Consider the following 14382-nt stretch of genomic DNA (forward strand, 5'->3'; position numbering starts at 1 on the left):
TCTCTCAATTGTAAATTATCAACACTTAGTTAATTTTCGATGGAGAAACACCAAATGCAGTCTTAAATGTCTTTGAGAAATGGGCTTGATCGTAGAAACCCACTTGATGGGCGACTTCGGTTCCGCCGACACCTGATTTAATCAATCTCATGCCTTGCTCCATGCGTAAGCGGCTTAACCATGCATAAGGGGTGATGCCCATTTTGTTCTTGAAATGACGCTGAAATTGAGTTGTTGTCAGGTCACAAAGCTCAGAAAGTTGCTCTAAGCGCACCGGTTGGTCGAGGTTTGCCATTAAATAGTCTTTGAGTGTATTCACTGATTGAGTGCCAAGTTTCACCTGAGTTTTCGATCCAAACTGCGCGTAACGATCAACAATCGTCGAAAAACTTTCGAATGGTAGGCAATCTTGGGCGAGTTGACTGATGTTTGGGTTGATAAGCAGCCCATGAAGGTTACGCAATTGTAAAAAAGTCGCTTGATCGGAGAGGATCAACTTCGAAAAGCTCAAAGCCTGACCATTTTTGCTGTGATCGGCAAGATCGCCAAACCATTGAGGTGAGACAGAAAAGACACTTACTTGGTAACCCGATTCGAGCTTTGAATGACCATCATGCAGCTCATCGGGTGGCATCATCACCACTTGTCCGGCGCCAGCGTGGTAACTCGTCCCTTTATAGACAAACTTTTGCTGCCCTTGGGTGATTAGGCCGATGTGAAAATCCAAATGATAGTGGCGCTGAAAGGCAAACTCTTGGTATTGAGCTTGGATCAGGCTGATATCTTGGCTAGATGTTGAGTAGTAGTGGACTTTATCCATGGCATAAAAAAGCTTGGTCAAATTATCATCAATTAAACCAAGCTTATCTCTGTATCTAGAGATTGTCTTGTAAAAAACGCTCAGTGTTAGCTTTTCGCTTGCTTACTCTTCTTGTTATTGCGCAGACCGTCGAAGCTGAAGATCACCAGTGCGCCCCAAATGAAAGCAAAGGTAATCGCCTTATCCATGGTAAAGGCTTCACCGTAGATCAACACTGCAAGCAAGAACATCAAGCTAGGGCCAATGTACTGGAAGAAGCCCAGTGTCGAAAGTTTGAGTCTGGTTGCTGCACCCGTGAAGCAAAGCAATGGCAGAGTGGTAATTACCCCTGCAGCGACCAGCAGTAAATTTAGCTGCATTGGATTCGTCAAAAAGTCTGACGTTGCTGTGTCTGCAATAAATAACAAGTAGATCGCCGCCGCTGGCAGCATCACTAAGGTCTCAATAAACAAGCCTGTCTGCGCTTCTAGATTCACTTTCTTACGTAGCAAACCATAGAAACCAAAAGAAAAGGCCAGTGCAATAGCGACAACTGGAATCGAACCAAAGGCGATTAGCTGGATAAGCACACCGATAGCCGCAAGCGCCACCGCACACCATTGAAGTTTTCTCAGACGCTCACCAAGGAAGAGCATCCCAAGCAACACGTTAATCAAAGGGTTGATGTAGTAGCCGAGGCTGGCATCCAGCATATGATTGGCATTGACTGCCCAGATGAAGATCAGCCAGTTGGCACCCACCAACAGAGAGGTTGCTACCAAAAACATCATTTTTGGTTTTGAAGTCAGAGTATCGCGCACTTTGCGCCAACCACGACCAACGTGCAGCAGTACAGCGAGTAGGAAAAAGGACCATACTACACGGTGGCTCAGGATCTCGAGAGGGGATACTTCACTGAGAGATTTGAAGTATATGGGAGCGATTCCCCACATGGTGTACGCGCCAATCGCAAGCAGTATTCCTTGGCGTGTACGCTGTTGTTCGTCTTGTGTCATGTCACTTTCTCTGGCACGAAGTGCCTATTAATAGAATTTATATTGAGAGTTGGTCAGTATAGGAGCGTTAACCCTTTTCACCTAACAATTTGCGGTTTAATTCGCCAGCATTCCACTCTACAATGTGCGACTTGCTTGCCAATGCTGCATGCTGACTTTAATACCTCGATTAGGAACCACAATGACCGCCACTCTGATTGCTGAGCAAACACCAACTCCCGCGAATGATGCGCAAAACATCCTCGAAGATGTATTTGGCTATCAAAGCTTTCGCGATGGTCAGCAAGAGGTCATTGATTTGGCTGTTCAAGGCCGAGATAGCTTGGTGATCATGCCGACGGGTGGTGGTAAATCCTTGTGTTACCAGATCCCTGCTTTAGTCCGTGAAGGGCTGACTTTGGTTATCTCACCGCTTATCTCGTTGATGAAAGACCAAGTCGATCAGTTGAAAGCCAATGGTGTGGCAGCCGAGTGTATTAACTCTTCCATGCCACGTGACCAGCTACTGAGTGTGTTTAATCGCATGAACTCAGGCCAGCTCAAGATGGTTTACGTATCACCAGAACGTGTGTTGATGCGTGATTTCATTGAACGCCTACAAGGCTTGCCACTTTCGATGATTGCGGTCGATGAGGCGCACTGTATCTCTCAATGGGGGCACGACTTCCGCCCGGAATACGCGTCATTAGGTCAGTTGAAACAGTATTTCCCGCATGTGCCTTACATGGCGCTGACGGCAACGGCTGATGATGCAACGCGCAAAGATATTGTCTCGCGTCTACAGCTGGTGGATCCACATACCTACTTGGGCAGCTTTGACCGTCCTAATATTCGCTATAACCTTGTTGAGAAACACAAACCAGTGTCTCAGGTAGTTCGCTACCTAGAAACTCAGAAAGGCAATTGTGGCATCATCTACTGCGGTAGCCGTAAAAAAGTTGAGATGGTTACCGAGAAGCTGTGTAACAATGGTATTCGTGCTGCGGGTTATCACGCGGGTATGGACACCGAAGAGCGCGCTTACGTTCAAGAAGCCTTCCAGCGTGATGACATCCAGATCGTAGTCGCGACGGTGGCGTTTGGTATGGGTATCAATAAGCCTAACGTACGCTTTGTGGTGCACTTTGATATTCCTCGTAACATCGAGTCTTACTATCAAGAGACTGGCCGTGCAGGCCGTGATGGCTTGCCTGCTGAAGCGATGATGTTGTTTGACCCGGCTGATATGGGTTGGCTTCGTCGTATGCTGGATGAGAAAGAAGAAGGTCCGCAAAAACAAGTAGAGATGCACAAGCTAAATGCGATGAGTGCTTTTGCTGAAGCGCAAACTTGTCGTCGTCAGGTGCTGCTCAACTACTTTGGCGAATATCGTGAGAAGCAATGTGGTAACTGCGATATATGCTTAGATCCGCCAAAACACTTTGATGCGACCCAAGAGGCGCAGAAGGCGTTGTCTTGTGTGTACCGTGTGAATCAGTCGTTTGGTATGGGCTATGTCGTTGAAGTGATGCGTGGTATGCAGAACATCCGCGTGCGCGATAATGGTCACGATAAGCTTTCAACTTACGGTATTGGCCGCGACCACAGCCATGATTATTGGATTAGTATCTTCCGTCAGCTCATTCATAAAGGCTTGTTGTTCCAAAATATCACTCGTAACTCAACCTTACAGTTAACTGAAGAGGCGCGTCCACTGCTGCGTGGTGAAATGTCGCTAGAGTTAGCGGTACCTCGTTTAGATACCGCGGTGCGTAACGCTAAGTCAGACAAGCTAAGTAGCAAGAATTACGATAAAAAGCTATTTGCCAAACTGCGTAAGTTGCGTAAGTCGATTGCCGATGAAGATGGCTTACCACCATACGTGGTATTTAGTGACGCAACATTGATTGATATGGCAGAAGTTCTGCCGACTTCTTACGGTGAAATGCTGGCGGTAAATGGTGTGGGCCAGCGTAAGCTCGACAAATATGCCGACCCATTCCTAGATTTGATTCAAGAACACATCACAACACACGGCTAATAACAGAGGTAATAAATGGAATTTGGTTTACGAGAGTATTTAGCAGAAGAAGGGCGCTTATTGGTGATAACACCGAGCTTTGACTTCGACTCTTACCCTGAAATTGGCGAACGCCTTGTTAGCTTGTTATCGGCTACGGTTGTTGAAAAGCAGTGGGATGCTGACATGCACTCATGGCTGGTGGATTTTGAAGGGTGCCAGATGTTCTTAAAGTCGGAGCACTACAGTGAATCGGTGTGGTTTGAATCTCTTAGTCCAGAAGCGAGCCGTGAAGAGTTCGATTATCTAGCCGCTTTGTTCAAGCGTGGCTTCTAACTGTTAACATTGCCTCTACACCTAGTTTCTCGCTACTGAGCTTCGAACACCATCTAGCAATAAAAGTGAGAACAAACGTTTGCGTCTATTCTCACCGTTGCAGCTAAAATTGATTAATGTATAATCGCCCGCCGCTCGATAGAGCAAATGATAGACACATTTTTCATTCACATTATTGGTAAGAGCTTTCTCTATTTCGATAGAGAAATGACTCGATTTGGGTTCCCTCACCCCCAAACCAAACTAAAAAGGTACAGCATGAGTAACTTTACCCCTGCGCAACAGCGCAAAGCCCTAGCATTATTAGTTTTGTTCCACTTAGTGATTATTGCGTCAAGCAACTACTTGGTTCAGCTACCTTTTACCATCTTCGGTATGCACACCACTTGGGGCGCTTTCACTTTCCCATTTATCTTCTTAGCAACAGACTTGACCGTTCGCATTTTTGGCGCTCAGCTTGCTCGTAAAATCATTTTCTTAGTGATGTTGCCTGCACTGGCGGTTTCTTACTTCTTGTCGGTGGTGTTCCTTGAAGGGCAATTCCAAGGTTTTAGCCATCTGGGTGAATTTAATCTATTTGTAGCACGTATCGCTGCTGCAAGTTTTATGGCTTACTTACTTGGCCAAATCTTAGATGTTCATGTTTTCAACCGCTTGCGCCAGCTTAAGCAATGGTGGATTGCGCCAACCTGTTCAACGCTTTTTGGTAATGCTATCGATACTATCGCGTTCTTTGCGATCGCATTTTACCAAAGCCCAGATCCATTTATGGCTGAACATTGGACTGAGATTGCACTGGTTGATTACGGTTTCAAACTTATCATTAGCCTAGGTTTGTTTGTTCCTATGTACGGTGTGCTTCTGAACTACATCGTTAAGAAGTTAACCGCTGTGAACCCTGACTTTAGAGTGACAGGTGCTAATGTGTGAGGAGCAGATTAGAAAGGCATTAGTGCAAAGATAATAAATAGCCCAAGTTAGTAGACTAACTTGGGCTATTTTACTTTTAGTGTCAGATATGATTAGACGAGGCATTCAATAGAAAGTGGCCAACCAATGTCTGTTTGTCGATTCGATTCAATCTCTAGCTCTGCAGCGGTCAGCGGGTTGTCGGCTAGCCATTGCTTAGAGAGTGTTAGAGTTAGATTATTATCGTCAGCCGTTAGCGTAAACTCAGGCTCTAGCTCTGGATTACGACGATGCGTTAATAGAATCGCTAGACGCAGAATACGTAGGATACGTTTACTGCTTGTGCCTGATACTGCGTGTTGTTCTGGCAGTGATGTTAGCTGTTCACGGTAGCGTCGCGTTAATTCACCTAGGTAGTGTTTCTGTGCGCGGGTGAAACCAGGTAAATCTAGGTTCTGTAGTAGGTAAGCACTGTGTTCACCACCTTTCTTGAAGTCGATGGTTAAACCGATTTCATGAAGTTTGGCTGCAGCTTGCAGTAGGACACCAGCTTGAGGTTCTGACACCCAAGCTTCGCCGCCTGCTTGCTTTAACAGAGTCTGCGCTGCTGCTGCGACTTGGTCACCGTAGCTTACGTCCATCTGGTAACGTGATTGAACGCTCTTGATAGTGCGAGCGCGGATATCGTCTTGGCGAAGCTCATCAACCATTTCGTAGGCAAGGCCTTCACGAAGTGCACCGCCAGCCAGCGTCATCGAATCGATCTTAAGCAGTTCAAAGATAGCAATCAGAATAGAAAGACCGCTAGGGAACACTAAAGCGCGCTCCAGAGTTAACCCTTCTATTTCTAACTCCTCTAAGCGCTCAGTAATCATCGCTTGTTTTTGTAAGCGTTTAAGCTTGGTATGAGTGATAACCTCATCCATGCCTTGCGCTAACATGATTTCTTGCAGTGCTTGAACGGTACCACTGGCACCAACACACACATCCCAACCGATATCTGTGTAGCTCTCTAAGATAGGAGCTAAAGTAGATTTTGCTGCTTCAATCGCGTTATTGAAGTTGGTTGCGGTTAATTGGCGATCTTTAAAGTGGCGCTCAAGCCATGTTACACAGCCCATTTTTAGGCTAGTCAGCGCTTTTGCTGAGAAACCTTCACCAATGATCATCTCGGTACTTGCGCCACCAATATCCACTACCAGTCGGCGGCCGCTGCCACCAGAAGTGTGTGCCACGCCTTTATAGATAGTTGCAGCTTCCTCTTCACCGGAGATAACATTGATGTCGTAGCCGAGGATCTGGTTCGCTTTTTCAAGAAAGATATCCACATTGGTTGCGGTACGTAGGGTCGCTGTACCAACAATGCGGATATTTTCTTTCGGAATGTCCTGCAGTCGCTCTGCAAAGAGACTCAAACAGTCCCAACCGCGCTGTATAGCTTCGGTACTAAGCGCATTATTTTCATCTAAGCCTGCAGCTAAACGCACTTTGCGCTTAATCTTAGCCATGGTTTGTACGCTGCCATCGATATGACGCACAACGAGCATATGAAAACTGTTCGACCCGAGGTCGATTGCAGCGTAAAGCGGGGGTGACACTGTTTGATTCATAAGCGACTAAGCTTCCTTGTTGTGACGCGGTTGGCGTGGGCGACGGTTCTGGTTTGGTTTACGGTTACCGTTGCGTGAGCCATTGTTGTTTGAGCGGCGTTGTTGCGGGTTACGTGTGCGCAAGCGCAATGGTGCTGGTAGATCTTCTAGCAGTGCAGAAGCGTCGTAGTCAGACACAGGAATAGCGTGCTCAATGTACTCTTCGATTGGTGGCAAGTTGATTGCGTAATCTTCACAAGCAAAGCTGATCGAGTGACCACTTGCACCAGCACGACCTGTACGGCCGATACGGTGAACGTAATCTTCACAGTCGTCAGGTAGATCGAAGTTGAATACGTGCGTTACTTGAGGAATGTGCAGGCCACGAGCAGCAACATCGGTTGCAACCAGTAGGTCAACATCACCTTGAGTGAATTGCTCAAGAATCTTTTCACGTTTCTTCTGTGGTACATCACCAGTCAGTAGACCAACACGATGACCATCAGCAGCCAAATGGCCCCAAACTGATTCACACTTATGCTTAGTGTTAGCGAAGATGATAGCGCGCTCTGGCCACTCTTCTTCTACTAGTGTCTGTAGCAGTGCCATCTTGTGTTCGTTAGAAGGGTAGAACAACTCTTCTTTAATACGGTGGCCTGTTTTACGCTCTGGCTCAACAACAACATGCTCTGGGTTATGCATGTGTTCGAAAGCCAACTCTTGTACGCGGTAAGACAGCGTCGCAGAGAACAGCATGTTCAAACGATCTTTGGGCTCAGGCATACGACGGAACAAGAAGCGGATGTCTTTAATGAAGCCCAGATCGAACATACGGTCTGCTTCATCAAGTACAACTGCTTGAATGTGGTTAAGGTTAAATACCTTCTGCTTGTAGAAATCGATAATACGGCCAGTGGTACCAATTAGGATATCTGCGCCTTCTTCGATCTTACCGAGCTGCTTGTCGTAGCTTTCGCCACCGTATGCCAATGCTGCTTTGATACCAGTGCTTGCGACTAGAGATTCAGCATCGTTGTAGATCTGAATCGCGAGTTCGCGTGTAGGCGCCATAATAATCGCACGTGGCTGGTTAGGCTTACGCCCTTCATACTCAGGTGTTTTTAGTAGGTGGTTAAAAGTAGCAGTAAGAAACGCAAGCGTTTTACCAGTACCCGTTTGGGCCTGGCCTGCAATGTCTTGGCCGGTGAGCAGTACCGGGAGTGCCAAGGCTTGGATAGGGGTACAATAATCGAACCCTTTTTTCTCCAATCCTTCAATGACTTGCGGATGTAAATCCAAGTCGGCGAACTTTTGCTCTGTGATATGCGTCTTTTTCATTGCTATAGAATATCAGCTTAAGCTTGCAATACGAAAGTAAATACATTCCAATAGGGCATCTATTTACTGGTTATCATCCAACCAGTTCTAAAAAATACATTGGAGTGGAAGATGAGTGATAAGATTTTGCAGCTAACTGATGACGGTTTTGAGAATGATGTGATCAACGCTGCAGGCCCTGTTCTTGTTGATTTTTGGGCAGAATGGTGTGGCCCTTGTAAGATGATTGCGCCGATTCTTGATGAAATCGCAGACGAGTACGAAGGCAAGCTCACTATCGGTAAACTTAATATCGACCAAAATGCTGGAACACCACCAAAGTTTGGTATTCGCGGCATTCCAACGCTTCTTCTTTTCAAAGATGGCGGCGTAGCAGCGACTAAAGTTGGTGCATTGTCTAAAACTCAACTTAAAGAGTTCCTAGACGCTAACCTATAATCAGGTGAGCATTTGATAAAGAAACCGTGCAGTTAACAAATGCACGGTTTTGTTTTTTCTAAGCTATGGACTAGTCTTAGTTTTAGTGCTAATTTATCGCACGTTAATTGAACGAATTTCTCTTCTTGGTCGATCCTGTGACCGAATCCCTCTTAACTAGAAAACAGATCTTATTTTGACTAAACAAGCATCCACCACAATGAACCTTACAGAACTGAAGAACAGACCTGTGTCTGAACTTGTTAAACTTGGCGAAAGCCTAGGCCTTGAAAACCTAGCTCGTTTAAGAAAACAGGACATTATCTTCGCTATCCTTAAAGCACATGCAAAAAGTGGTGAAGACATCTTCGGTGACGGTGTTCTTGAAATTCTGCAAGACGGTTTTGGTTTTCTTCGTAGCGCAGACAGCTCGTACTTAGCGGGTCCTGATGATATCTACGTATCACCAAGTCAGATTCGTCGTTTCAACCTACGTACTGGTGACTCAATTGCCGGAAAGATTCGCCCACCTAAAGATGGCGAACGTTACTTTGCTCTACTTAAAGTAAACACGGTAAACCACGATAAACCAGACAACGCTCGTAACAAAATCCTTTTTGAAAACCTTACCCCTCTACATGCTAACGAACGCATGGTTATGGAGCGTGGTAATGGTGCGACAGAAGATATCACAGCTCGTATTCTTGACCTTGCATCTCCAATTGGTAAAGGTCAGCGTGGCTTGATTGTTGCTCCGCCAAAAGCGGGTAAGACAATGCTTCTGCAAAACATCGCGCAAAGCATCGCTCACAACCATCCTGAGTGTGAACTAATGGTTCTACTTATCGATGAGCGTCCGGAAGAAGTAACAGAAATGCAGCGCCTAGTTAAAGGTGAAGTAGTTGCTTCTACATTCGATGAGCCAGCATCTCGCCACGTACAAGTAGCAGAAATGGTTATCGAAAAAGCGAAGCGTCTTGTTGAACACAAGAAAGACGTGGTTATCCTTCTGGACTCAATCACTCGTCTAGCGCGTGCATATAACACCGTAGTGCCTTCATCAGGTAAAGTACTAACTGGTGGTGTAGATGCAAACGCACTTCACCGTCCAAAGCGTTTCTTCGGTGCCGCTCGTAACGTTGAAGAAGGCGGTAGCTTGACTATCATCGCTACAGCACTGGTTGATACTGGTTCTAAGATGGATGAAGTTATCTACGAAGAATTCAAAGGGACAGGTAACATGGAACTGCACCTTAACCGTAAGATTGCTGAAAAGCGTGTATTCCCTGCGATTGATTTCAACCGCTCAGGTACTCGTCGTGAAGAGCTTCTTACTAAGAACGATGAACTACAGAAGATGTGGATCCTGCGTAAGATTGTTCACCCAATGGGCGAGATCGATGCAATGGAATTCCTTATCGACAAGCTAGCAATGACGAAAACGAATGATGAGTTCTTTGACGCTATGCGTCGTCAGTAATCTTGATTAGCTGATAGTTATTAAAAAGCGCTGCCCTCGGGTAGCGCTTTTTATTTGCATTTTGTAGCGACAGCTTGCAGAATGACCAAAAGTGTTACAAGGAAGTTAAATGCAACATGGACTGTTGTCATCATTACTCTTGTCTACTTCACTGTTACTTTCACCGGTCGGTATTGTTAATGCCACCGAGATGTCTCCACATACAGTAGAGTCTTGGCTTGAGAATGATCAAGTAAAACTGAAAACTGCTGAATTGCTTGAGCTTGTCGTGCGTGATGAAGTGAATTCGTTACGCTTTGCACTTGAGCGCCTGACATTTCCCCAGCAAGAGGTGGCTCGTTACCAACTCTTGAAGAAGATCGAACAGCAAAAAATCGTACTCACACCGAAGATGTCTATTTTTGTGGAGCAACAGCTCGCTATTACGCCAACCTACCAAGTACTAGAGCGTGGTGATGGCTATGAGTTTACGGTTCCAGCCTTTAATTATCCTTCGATAGCAAACCGCTTAATCAAACAATTCCGTGCTGACCAAAATACATTGGTGTTTGTGCTCGATGCAGAGAAACAGGACCTCAACCTTAAAGAGTGGCTAACTGGTTCTGAGCATCAGGTTCAAACTCGAGAGGCGCTACTCATAAGAGAATTGGATAGCTTGTCGCCTGAGGCCGTGAATTATTTAGCAAAACAGCTAACAGAGTCGCCGATAGTCAGCTGGTTACCCTCTACCGAAGTTGTGGTTCGATTGGCACAGGTGAGCGAAGACCCAGGTGTCTATCAAATCCTCTGGAAGATGAAAGCTGATTATCATAGCCAAGCTGAGTTGGTTCGTCTTGCTGAGGATAAATCCCCATTTGCCTTAGAGCAGGTGATGGCTGCAACGAAAAACCCAAGATTAAAAGAAGAAGCGATTACTTTGCTGACGAGAGTGAACCCACTTTCAGAAGAGGTGAAAGACTTTTTAATTTCTCGCATGGCGATTGCTGATGATGCGCCATTGGTCGCTCGTGAGTTAGCCAAGCAAGGACACACTAATTGGTTACAAGAGCTAGTGAGTGACAACCCACAAGTCAAAAGCTCAGTGATCCAGCAAGTGCTTCCGTAACTGGGTTTTACCTCTCAATAACCTTACTAAAAAGGGGGATCTCACGATGCCCCTTTTTGATATACTGAGCGCAGAATAATCAGCATGTAGAAGTTCTATGAGTTTTAAAGATTTACGTGATTTTATCGACCATCTTGAAAGCATTGGTCAGTTGAAACGCATTTCTCACCCAGTCGACCCAGACTATGAAATGACCGAAATTAGCGACCGTACTCTACGTGCTGGTGGCCCGGCTCTTCTGTTCGAGAATCCGGTTGGTTATGACATGCCTGTTTTGACCAACCTATTTGGTACTCCTAATCGTGTAGCGATAGGCATGGGCCGTCAGGAAGTTAAAGAACTGCGCGAAGTGGGCAAGCTATTGGCTTACTTAAAAGAGCCAGAGCCGCCGAAAGGTTTTAAAGACGCGATTGATAAGTTACCCGTGTTCAAACAGGTATTGAACATGCCAGCTAAGCGTCTTCGTAAAGCAGCATGCCAACAAGTCGTGTGGCAAGGCGACGAGGTGGATCTCGATAAAATCCCAGTAATGAGCTGTTGGGCCGACGATGTCGCGCCACTACTGACTTGGGGTTTAACGGTTACCCGAGGCCCGAATAAGAAACGCCAAAACTTAGGCATCTACCGCCAACAAAAGATTGGTAAGAACAAAATTATCATGCGTTGGTTAGCTCACCGTGGTGGTGCGTTGGATCTGCGTGACTGGGCTGAACAGAACCCAGGTAAGCCGTTCCCAGTATCTGTCGCGTTTGGCGCAGATCCTGCAACGATTCTTGGCGCGGTAACGCCAGTGCCAGATACCTTATCGGAATACGCGTTTGCAGGTCTGCTACGCGGTAGCAAAACTGAAGTGGTTAAATCGATCAGTAATGATCTAGAAGTCCCGGCGAGTGCTGAAATCGTGATGGAAGGCTACATCGATCCTAATGAATTTGCTGACGAAGGGCCTTACGGTGATCACACCGGTTACTACAACGAGAAAGAAAAGCACAACGTGTTTACCATTACTCATGTAACCATGCGTGAGAACCCGATTTACCACAGTACATACACAGGTCGCCCACCAGATGAGCCAGCGGTACTGGGGGTTGCATTGAATGAAGTGTTTGTTCCTATTCTTCAAAAGCAATTCCCGGAGATAGAAGATTTCTATCTACCACCTGAAGGTTGTTCGTATCGAATGGCAGTGGTGACCATGAAGAAGCAATATCCTGGCCATGCTAAACGAGTGATGATGGGGGTATGGTCTTTCTTACGTCAATTCATGTACACCAAATTTGTATTGGTGTGTGATGAGGATGTTAACGCTCGTGATTGGTCGCAAGTTACTGCTGCTATGTGCAAACATATGGATCCGTCTCGTGATACCTTGATGATAGAGAACACGCCAATTGATTCGTTGGACTTTGCATCACCGGTCGTTGGGTTAGGTTCTAAGATGGGCTTAGACATCACTAAGAAGTGGGAGGCTGAGTTAGCGTTGTCGCCTGATGTGCAATCTCCAACAGAAAACAGTGATCATATCGAAGGTGGTTTGGCTGAATTAACCAAAGCTCATCCTGAAATTCTTGATATTCATCTGCAGAACGATAATGCCAGCATGATTGTGGTATCAATAGATAAACAAGCTGCAGGTAATGGCAAGAAAATCATGGAAGCGGTTTGGTCTCAATTTGATGAGAATAAATTCGTTATCGCCTGTGATGGCGATGTTAATGTGAGTGACTGGAACGACATCATCTGGGCAGTAACCACTAGAATGGACCCAGCGAGAGATACCTTGTTCCTTAAGGATGAAACAGGGCACTCCAAAATGGGTCTCGATGCCACCAACAAGTGGGAAGGTGAGTGTTTGCGTGAGTGGGGCGTTCCAATTACAAAAGACCCTGAACTGGTCAAAAAGATTGATAGCATCTGGGAACAACTAGGAATTTTATGAGCTACCAAGTAGTCTTATATCCAGAAAACATCAGTTTCACCGTAGAAAAAGGGCAAACGGTCTTGGATGCTGCGCTCAACCGCGATATCTATTTCCCTAACCGTTGCCAAGTTGGCGCATGTGCTATGTGCATGTGCAAAAAATTAGAAGGGCAAGTGAGTTACCACCTTGAACCCATGCTCACAGAGAAAGAGCAGCAACAGGATTGGATGTTCGCTTGCCAAGCATTTGCAGAAAGTAATTTAGTTCTAACCTTTGCCGATTAAGGGTTAGTGAGAGGAAGAACATGACTATTAAATGTAAAGTTAAGTCTATCGAGCCTTTGGCTTGTAACACTTACCAAATCCTGCTTCATCCAGAGACACCAGTTGCCTTTAAAGCTGGTCAGTACCTGATGGTTGAAATGGGTGACAAAGATAAGCGTCCATTTTCAATTGCGAGCAGCCCTTGTCGCCATGAAGGTGAGCTAGAATTACACATTGGTGCTGCTGAACACAATGCTTATGCATTAGAAGTGGTTGAAGCAATGAAAAAGGCACAAGCTGAAGATGGCGATATTGCGATTGATGCGCCACACGGTGATGCGTGGATTAAAGAAGAGAGCGAACGCCCTCTACTATTGATTGCTGGTGGTACGGGTTTTAGCTACGTACGTTCGATCCTGGATCACTGCATCGCACAAAACAGCAAGAAAGAGATTCACCTTTACTGGGGTGCAAAAGACGAGTGCCAGTTATACGCGAAGGAAGAGCTTGTTGATATTGCAGAAAAGCATAGCAATGTCCATTTCGTACCTGTAGTAGAAGAGGCGCCGGAAGTTTGGCATGGCCAAACTGGTAATGTGCTTGAAGCAATTACACAAAGCTTCGAATCACTGGCTGATTTTGATATCTATATTGCAGGTCGCTTTGAAATGGCGGGCGCAGCAAGAGACCTATTTACACAAAGTAAAGAAGCAAAACGTGACCATATGTACGCAGATGCTTACGCGTTTATCTAATAATTCCTTTAGATTTAGTGCAAAAAGAGAGCAGAAATGCTCTCTTTTTTATATTTAGGCGAACTATTAGACAGTTAACCTCTATTTATTCATTTTTTATGAAAAAGTAGTTGCTAAGTTGAAAGGGTTCCCTATAATGCGACCCCACTGAGACGGCAGGCGCCATATGGCTTCAGCAATAATCAGTAAGACGGAAAGCGACAAAAAATTAATTTTCAAAAAGTGTTTGACACTGAATGTTAATTCGCTAGAATGGCCGTCCACTTCGAGAGAATCCTTGCTAAAAAGGAACGCTTAAGAAGTTAAGCTCTTTAAAAATTTAAACCTATCAATCTGTGTGGGCACTCGTTGATGAATATCAAAAATTGATTCTTAAGAATCACATTGATTTCAATGAACAGAGTGACCAATCGATAATTTATTATCGGTACAGTCAATTCATTATCATTCTGTTG

General features: G+C 45.5%; 13 protein-coding genes and 1 pseudogene. 10 read left to right on the plus strand and 4 right to left on the minus strand.

The genetic code is table 11. The features are described 5' to 3' along the window. Positions 1–25 precede the first annotated feature (25 nt). Together ACTRWI_RS15990 and rarD are read right to left on the minus strand one after the other, a co-directional pair. On the minus strand, positions 26–820 hold the full coding sequence (locus tag ACTRWI_RS15990) for a helix-turn-helix transcriptional regulator (protein WP_499132745.1): 795 nt from the start codon (positions 818–820) through the stop codon (positions 26–28). An 86-nt stretch (positions 821–906) separates the two neighbouring features. Then, positions 907–1815, minus strand: a complete 909-nt coding sequence (gene rarD / locus ACTRWI_RS15995) for an EamA family transporter RarD (RefSeq protein ID WP_499132747.1) — start codon at positions 1813–1815, stop codon at positions 907–909. Positions 1816–1996: 181 nt separating this feature from the next. On the opposite strand from rarD, the gene recQ reads away from it, so the two are divergent. The 3 genes from recQ to ACTRWI_RS16010 all read left to right on the plus strand — a co-directional run bounded on the left by recQ (position 1997) and on the right by ACTRWI_RS16010 (position 5080). Then, the gene (recQ, locus tag ACTRWI_RS16000) at positions 1997–3835 is read left to right on the plus strand and encodes an ATP-dependent DNA helicase RecQ (RefSeq protein ID WP_499132749.1); all 1839 of its coding nucleotides are present in this window, start codon (positions 1997–1999) and stop codon (positions 3833–3835) included. A gap of 15 nt (positions 3836–3850) precedes the next feature. Then, positions 3851–4150: a DUF3630 family protein gene (locus ACTRWI_RS16005; protein WP_499132751.1), complete on the plus strand. Its 300-nt coding sequence runs from the start codon at positions 3851–3853 to the stop codon at positions 4148–4150. Positions 4151–4408: 258 nt separating this feature from the next. After that, on the plus strand, positions 4409–5080 hold the full coding sequence (locus ACTRWI_RS16010) for a 7-cyano-7-deazaguanine/7-aminomethyl-7-deazaguanine transporter (protein ID WP_499132753.1): 672 nt from the start codon (positions 4409–4411) through the stop codon (positions 5078–5080). 92 nt (positions 5081–5172) lie between these two features. Here ACTRWI_RS16010 and gppA read toward each other — a convergent pair whose 3' ends face one another. Continuing rightward, positions 5173–6669, minus strand: a complete 1497-nt coding sequence (gene gppA / locus ACTRWI_RS16015; RefSeq protein ID WP_499132754.1) for a guanosine-5'-triphosphate,3'-diphosphate diphosphatase — start codon at positions 6667–6669, stop codon at positions 5173–5175. A 6-nt stretch (positions 6670–6675) separates the two neighbouring features. Continuing rightward, positions 6676–7986, minus strand: a complete 1311-nt coding sequence (rhlB, locus tag ACTRWI_RS16020) for an ATP-dependent RNA helicase RhlB (RefSeq protein ID WP_499132756.1) — start codon at positions 7984–7986, stop codon at positions 6676–6678. Between the two features lie 111 nt (positions 7987–8097). On the opposite strand from rhlB, the gene trxA reads away from it, so the two are divergent. From trxA to fre, 7 genes and pseudogenes are all read left to right on the plus strand, one after another. Beyond that, the gene (trxA, locus tag ACTRWI_RS16025; RefSeq protein WP_004741193.1) at positions 8098–8424 is read left to right on the plus strand and encodes a thioredoxin TrxA; all 327 of its coding nucleotides are present in this window, start codon (positions 8098–8100) and stop codon (positions 8422–8424) included. Positions 8425–8623: 199 nt separating this feature from the next. Beyond that, a complete protein-coding gene (gene rho / locus ACTRWI_RS16030; protein WP_004741192.1) occupies positions 8624–9883 on the plus strand; it encodes a transcription termination factor Rho in 1260 nt (419 codons plus the stop codon). Between the two features lie 109 nt (positions 9884–9992). After that, positions 9993–10988 carry a hypothetical protein gene (locus tag ACTRWI_RS16035; RefSeq protein ID WP_499132758.1) on the plus strand — a complete coding sequence of 332 codons (996 nt, stop codon included), beginning with the start codon at positions 9993–9995 and terminating at the stop codon, positions 10986–10988. Positions 10989–11085: 97 nt separating this feature from the next. After that, positions 11086–12462: pseudogene (gene ubiD / locus ACTRWI_RS16040) on the plus strand (4-hydroxy-3-polyprenylbenzoate decarboxylase); the annotation flags it as partial. An 18-nt stretch (positions 12463–12480) separates the two neighbouring features. Beyond that, positions 12481–12927: a hypothetical protein gene (locus tag ACTRWI_RS16045; protein ID WP_499132765.1), complete on the plus strand. Its 447-nt coding sequence runs from the start codon at positions 12481–12483 to the stop codon at positions 12925–12927. Beyond that, on the plus strand, positions 12924–13193 hold the full coding sequence (locus ACTRWI_RS16050) for a 2Fe-2S iron-sulfur cluster-binding protein (RefSeq protein WP_499132759.1): 270 nt from the start codon (positions 12924–12926) through the stop codon (positions 13191–13193). The genes ACTRWI_RS16045 and ACTRWI_RS16050 overlap by 4 nt, the downstream gene beginning before the upstream one ends. 20 nt (positions 13194–13213) lie before the next feature. Next, positions 13214–13927, plus strand: a complete 714-nt coding sequence (gene fre / locus ACTRWI_RS16055) for an NAD(P)H-flavin reductase (RefSeq protein WP_499132761.1) — start codon at positions 13214–13216, stop codon at positions 13925–13927. Positions 13928–14382: the final 455 nt, after the last annotated feature.

It is taken from the genome of Pseudoalteromonas sp. G5_S1_14_S5, assembly GCF_054968605.1.